The organism is Sphaerospermopsis reniformis (assembly GCF_005402885.1).
GTDB classification, from domain to species: domain Bacteria; phylum Cyanobacteriota; class Cyanobacteriia; order Cyanobacteriales; family Nostocaceae; genus Sphaerospermopsis; species Sphaerospermopsis kisseleviana.
On sequence record NZ_BJCE01000324.1, the window covers coordinates 1 to 4,772 of the forward strand.

Below are 4,772 nucleotides of genomic sequence, written 5' to 3' on the forward strand. Positions count from 1 at the left end.
TTTTAGGTGTTTTAAGAGCTTTTCTCTCTGTTCTTGAGACAGATGGTTTTTTGCTGGCATAATTCAGAAGCGATCGCTTAGTTACTTAATTCCCTATTATACAATCTAGCTGCACAACAGCTTACCCCAGGAGTCAAAATCAAAATTTTTGTTGTTAGACATGATAAATCCTGTATTCAAAACTATTATATTAGTTGACACTATTTATTTGATATTGATTATGATCCTCCCTCTGGTAAAAATAGTAATAACTTACTAAGTAGCCATGACATTAAATTTTTGAGAGTTTTGTTGCTGCGGACTGCTCTAGCTAATAATGGACCAAGGAAAGAATAATATACTTTAATAAAAATACGTCCTAGAGCATTTTTTACCAAATAGTTATCTCTAAAATTTCTATATTTAGAAACTTCTTCAGCGTAAGGAGTGCCAAATGTTGCAGTAGCAACAAAACAATCTCCTGATGTATTTGATTGTAAATTTGATGTGCTGGATGTATTTACATTATTAGTTTTTGGAGTAATTTTAGGCTTATTATCCTCTATGGTATTGTTATCTAACTTTATGATAATTTGTCGTCTTTCGGTCAAATTAATTAAACAATTCTCTGGATTAGAATCAATTCCTATACATTCAACATCCCACTGATTTTGCATTGAGTTAAAAATTTGCATGAAATTATGACCTATCCATAAGTCTTGACTACCACAACTGACAGCAAAAAATCCAGATTCATCATCAGTCCTTGTTTTTCTATAAGCTGCAAAACAAGATTTACAACAAACAATAATTTCTTCTAGGTATTCTTTAATAGTTGCATAATCAGCAAGTTTAGAAGAAGGATGACCATGTATTTGTATAACTGGAATTAAAGACCAAGTTTTATGAACTGGTATATCTCGGTTTGGCTCTAAAATAGCGCCAACTGATTTATATTCATCTACAGGTAAAACTTGCATAAAAGCACCATCTTCAGGGAATATTTGGGTTATACAAGCCGCTTTTAAAATTTTTTTCCCTTTTCTTCTGAAGGTTTCTGTTATATCTTCGTAGCTTTTGTCATAATTCATACAATTACCCTAATTCACCAACGTCTAATTTACCTGCTCAAAAATTAATAAGGGGTAAAAGTTAGTTCTTTTATCCTTTCCTCATCAAAATCTATTTCTGTGTCTTTCCCGTCTAGATAATCTTCATAGTCTTGAAAGATATATATAACTTTATTATTGTAATTCAATGTAGTTGTACCTTTATAAACCAAGTAACTATCAAGCATAAAATTATCTTGTACTCGGTATACCTGCCCTTTTTTTAACATAATTTGCAATTATGTAATTAATATAACACTTTAAAGCATAACGTAGGTACACAGAAGATGTCAACAAGTTGATGATATTTTGTGAAATTCAGTGATAGGTTGGGTTAACCGAATAAAACCCAACATCACCCAAACCACCCAACCATCACCAACCATCACCAACCATCACAAATAGTTTTTTCTACCAATGGCAGAAAATGACAAAAACCGCCATAATATAAAAAAGTAGATTCAGGAAATCACCTTATGAAAAGTATGAATATTTCCTTACCTGACACCATGCGCGATTATATAGAAGAACAAGTAGCGCAAAGAGGTTACAGCAGCGTTAGTGAATATTTTCGGGAATTAGTGCGACAAGACCAAAAACAGAAAGCAAAAGAACAACTACAAACCCTACTTTTAGAAAGTTTGAACTCTGGAAATACAACAGAAATGACAGCACAAGATTGGGAAGATATTCGTCAAGCAGTGCAAGGATAGAATAAAATTGATACTAGAATTATTAAAATTTAGCACCGGGAGCAAATTTGCATCAAGAGGACATAATTTATCAACAAATTATAGCAATTGCCAGAAGTTACGGAATATTTGATTGTATCCCCTGCACTAGAGCAATCAAAGAATTTTTAATTAGACAAGGTATTCATGGCAAACATATTAAACTAGATACAAATTCTCAAGATCCCATTTATGGCAGAATTTATGATGATAGTATTGGAGAATTGATTGCTACTACTGGTCATCATGAAGGTGTTATAATTGAGATCAATGGGGTGGAAATTGTTGTTGATAACATCCACCATCAAGGAATTACGCGATTAGACTGGATACAGAATCTCTATTCACCTATTTTAGATGCAGGATTAGAGTTTCAAATCACAGAAACATACTTTTAACCTAGAAAATTAGGGAGTTAAATATGGATAATCTCTACAAATTACTGCAAAAAATTAAAAAAAGACCTGCAATGTATTTAGGTAAAAACTCTATTTTTAGCCTCCAATCTTTTTTAGACGGCTACTATTTTGCTCGTCGAGAAATTGGTATTCCCTTAACAGCAGAAGAAACCGAATTTCAAGATTTTTTACAATGGATAAGACAGAAATTTAATGTAGAAACAGGTCAATTATGGTCAAGTATTTTGCTTTTCCATTCAGCCGATGAAAAAAGCGCAGTAGATAGATTTTTTACCTTGTTTGAAGAATTTAGTCAACAACAGAAAAATCATGAAACAGCAAAAATTAATGAAGTAGCATCTTCAAGTTGATAATACCAATTATTTGGTACTTCAGCACTCAAATTATCACACATCCAACGATAGGAGTTTTCAATTTCTTGAAATGCAGTAGGTTGAATAATAACTTAATAATTCATGAGTGAGGAGGAATATTATATTTTGTTTGTAAGGTTGCCAAAGCTTGATCCGCAGGAATCCCTTCACCGCGCTCAAATTCATCTAATCCTTTACGAATACCTACTATTGTTTCTAAGTAATCTATTCTTTCTAACAATTCTTGATAGGAAACTGGGGGTTTTTGTGGTGCTGTTTTGAGTGATTGCAAAAAACCAAGCACATCTTCTAAAAGTTCGCTGGGTGTGTTGTCAATTTCTTGTAACAGTAATTCTTTGATAGTCATTACAGTTAATAAATCTGATTGAGATTTTTATTATAGCAATTATTTTCATGTTTTATATGGATAAGTTAATTGTTTTTATTACAACTAAAGTAAGTAAGTTAGGTTGACACAAGAAAACCCAACATCACCCAAACCACCCAACCATCAACAACTATCAGGAATTATTAGGTTTTGGAGACAATAACCGAGCAATTCATGTAGTTTGTTCACCCAAAAACGAATATCTAGCAATTATCACCGCTTACATTCCCGAACCAACACAATGGTCATCTGATTTTAGGAGGAGAATTTAAAATGGAATGCTTATATTGTAAAGGTAAAATGCACCGAGGAACAGCCCCTTTTACTATTGATAGAAAAGGCTATCATATCTCTTGGGATGCCATTCCTGCATGGGTTTGTGAGCAGTGCGGTGAATCACTTTTTGAAGCTCGTGAAGTTGAATTAATTCAAGAAGCACTGACAGTTTTAGACCGAGAAACAGAAGTTTTAGTAAGTTCATAATTACGTTAGTTATTAGGTTGGGTTGACACAAATAAACCCAACATTACCCAAACTAACCAACCATTACTAAATAACATGAATTAAAAAGTTATAAACACTAAAAATATCAAAATCAGCTATACTACTAATAGTATTACCCTGGTTAGGATATGGCTAAAATCTCAATTTCATTGCCAGATGAACTACTAAATTACATTGACCAAAAAGTTGATAACCGTAGTGCATTAATTGAAAGTCTCTTGAAACAATGGCAAGAAAAACAACAAAATGAAGCACTAGCGGCAGCTTGCGCCTTGGTTGATGAATTAGAATTAGGTTGGGAAAGTGAATGGCAAAACATAGCGATTACCGAATGGGAAGCATCTGGATCGTAACATTTGACCCATCCGTAGGTACAGAAATTCAAAAAACTCGTCCAGCACTGATAATTTCTGGAACTTTGTTTAATAACCAACGCAGCAAAGTCACAGTTTTACCTTTTACTTCCGCAAAACCTAATAACCCCCGTATTTCTCCAGCAGTAGTAGAAGTACCTGCATCAGCACAAAACGGACTTTCTGTAGATAGTCTTTTGATATGTGTTGAACCGATGACTTTTGATAAAGTTCGTTTAACGCAACAATTAGGAGAATTAGAAGCAGAATTATTAGAAAAAGCGCAAAATATTTTGCGGCGATACCTGAGTTTAAATAATAGTTAATTGTAGTAAGTAGGTTAGGTTGACGCAAGAAAACCCAACTATTAAATTAAAAAAAGACCTCCCAAAAAAACCGCTATGAAATTTCAAGTAATATTCACCTATGATTCAGAATACGAAGGTTACATTGCTGAAGTACCAGAACTTCCTGGTTGCGTCAGTCAAGGTAAAACCTTAGATGAAGCAATTACAAATATCAAAGATGCTATAAAAGGCTATCTTCATGTATTAGAAAAACATGGTAAACCCTATGTACCAAAAGAATCTCAATCTTTTGTAGGAGAAGTATTAGTATAAATGGGACGTTTATCAAATATCTCCGGTAAACAAGCAGTCAAAATCTTTGAAAAACTGGGCTATGTTGTAGACCATCAAACCGGAAGTCATATCATACTTTGGCACGAATCAAAACCTATTTTATCAGTTCCTAATCATCTCTAATTGAATATGGAAAACCATGTATAGAGATACTTGTGCTAATCATAGCAGCAGGAATTCACACTTCACCCTCAAGTCTTCAGTAGCTCTGGACATTGGCTAAAAAGCCAAATGTAAAAATCAGGCTACATTGATGAACTGTTTCAAGAGATTAAGGAAATTTTGAACATAATGA

General features: G+C 33.4%; 11 protein-coding genes. 9 read left to right on the forward strand and 2 right to left on the reverse strand.

Annotation, left to right across the window (positions count from 1 at the left end; genetic code table 11):
- Positions 1 to 218: 218 nt before the first annotated feature.
- Positions 219 to 1,070: a CFI-box-CTERM domain-containing protein gene (locus FFR48_RS25470; RefSeq protein WP_137669288.1), complete on the reverse strand. Its 852-nt coding sequence runs from the start codon at positions 1,068 to 1,070 to the stop codon at positions 219 to 221.
- A gap of 494 nt (positions 1,071 to 1,564) precedes the next feature.
- Between FFR48_RS25470 and FFR48_RS25475 the strand changes: the two genes are divergently transcribed.
- From FFR48_RS25475 to FFR48_RS25485, 3 genes are read left to right on the forward strand one after another with little or no spacing between them, the layout of a single operon-like run.
- Positions 1,565 to 1,801: a type II toxin-antitoxin system ParD family antitoxin gene (locus FFR48_RS25475; protein WP_137669289.1), complete on the forward strand. Its 237-nt coding sequence runs from the start codon at positions 1,565 to 1,567 to the stop codon at positions 1,799 to 1,801.
- Positions 1,802 to 1,848: 47 nt separating this feature from the next.
- On the forward strand, positions 1,849 to 2,217 hold the full coding sequence (locus FFR48_RS25480; protein WP_137669290.1) for a papain fold toxin domain-containing protein: 369 nt from the start codon (positions 1,849 to 1,851) through the stop codon (positions 2,215 to 2,217).
- Positions 2,218 to 2,240: 23 nt separating this feature from the next.
- Entirely contained in the window at positions 2,241 to 2,588 is a 348-nt protein-coding gene (locus FFR48_RS25485; protein WP_096565593.1) for a hypothetical protein, read from the forward strand.
- A gap of 103 nt (positions 2,589 to 2,691) precedes the next feature.
- Here the strand turns inward: FFR48_RS25485 and FFR48_RS25490 are convergent, their stop codons facing one another.
- Complete coding sequence (locus FFR48_RS25490; protein ID WP_137669291.1) at positions 2,692 to 2,958, reverse strand: prevent-host-death family protein; 267 nt, start codon at positions 2,956 to 2,958, stop codon at positions 2,692 to 2,694.
- A 143-nt stretch (positions 2,959 to 3,101) separates the two neighbouring features.
- On the opposite strand from FFR48_RS25490, the gene FFR48_RS30675 reads away from it, so the two are divergent.
- The 6 genes from FFR48_RS30675 to FFR48_RS25520 all read left to right on the forward strand — a co-directional run bounded on the left by FFR48_RS30675 (position 3,102) and on the right by FFR48_RS25520 (position 4,600).
- Entirely contained in the window at positions 3,102 to 3,251 is a 150-nt protein-coding gene (locus FFR48_RS30675) for a DUF4258 domain-containing protein (protein WP_137669295.1), read from the forward strand.
- 1 nt (position 3,252) lies between these two features.
- Positions 3,253 to 3,462, forward strand: a complete 210-nt coding sequence (locus FFR48_RS25500; RefSeq protein ID WP_096565597.1) for a YgiT-type zinc finger protein — start codon at positions 3,253 to 3,255, stop codon at positions 3,460 to 3,462.
- Positions 3,463 to 3,611: 149 nt separating this feature from the next.
- Positions 3,612 to 3,836 carry a ribbon-helix-helix domain-containing protein gene (locus tag FFR48_RS25505; RefSeq protein WP_137669292.1) on the forward strand — a complete coding sequence of 75 codons (225 nt, stop codon included), beginning with the start codon at positions 3,612 to 3,614 and terminating at the stop codon, positions 3,834 to 3,836.
- Positions 3,815 to 4,162, forward strand: coding sequence for a type II toxin-antitoxin system PemK/MazF family toxin (locus tag FFR48_RS25510; protein WP_137669293.1), 348 nt, complete (start codon positions 3,815 to 3,817; stop codon positions 4,160 to 4,162). The genes FFR48_RS25505 and FFR48_RS25510 overlap by 22 nt, the downstream gene beginning before the upstream one ends.
- A 75-nt stretch (positions 4,163 to 4,237) precedes the next feature.
- A complete protein-coding gene (locus FFR48_RS25515; RefSeq protein WP_137669294.1) occupies positions 4,238 to 4,456 on the forward strand; it encodes a type II toxin-antitoxin system HicB family antitoxin in 219 nt (72 codons plus the stop codon).
- The gene (locus FFR48_RS25520; RefSeq protein WP_236104182.1) at positions 4,457 to 4,600 is read left to right on the forward strand and encodes a type II toxin-antitoxin system HicA family toxin; all 144 of its coding nucleotides are present in this window, start codon (positions 4,457 to 4,459) and stop codon (positions 4,598 to 4,600) included.
- Positions 4,601 to 4,772 lie beyond the last annotated feature (172 nt).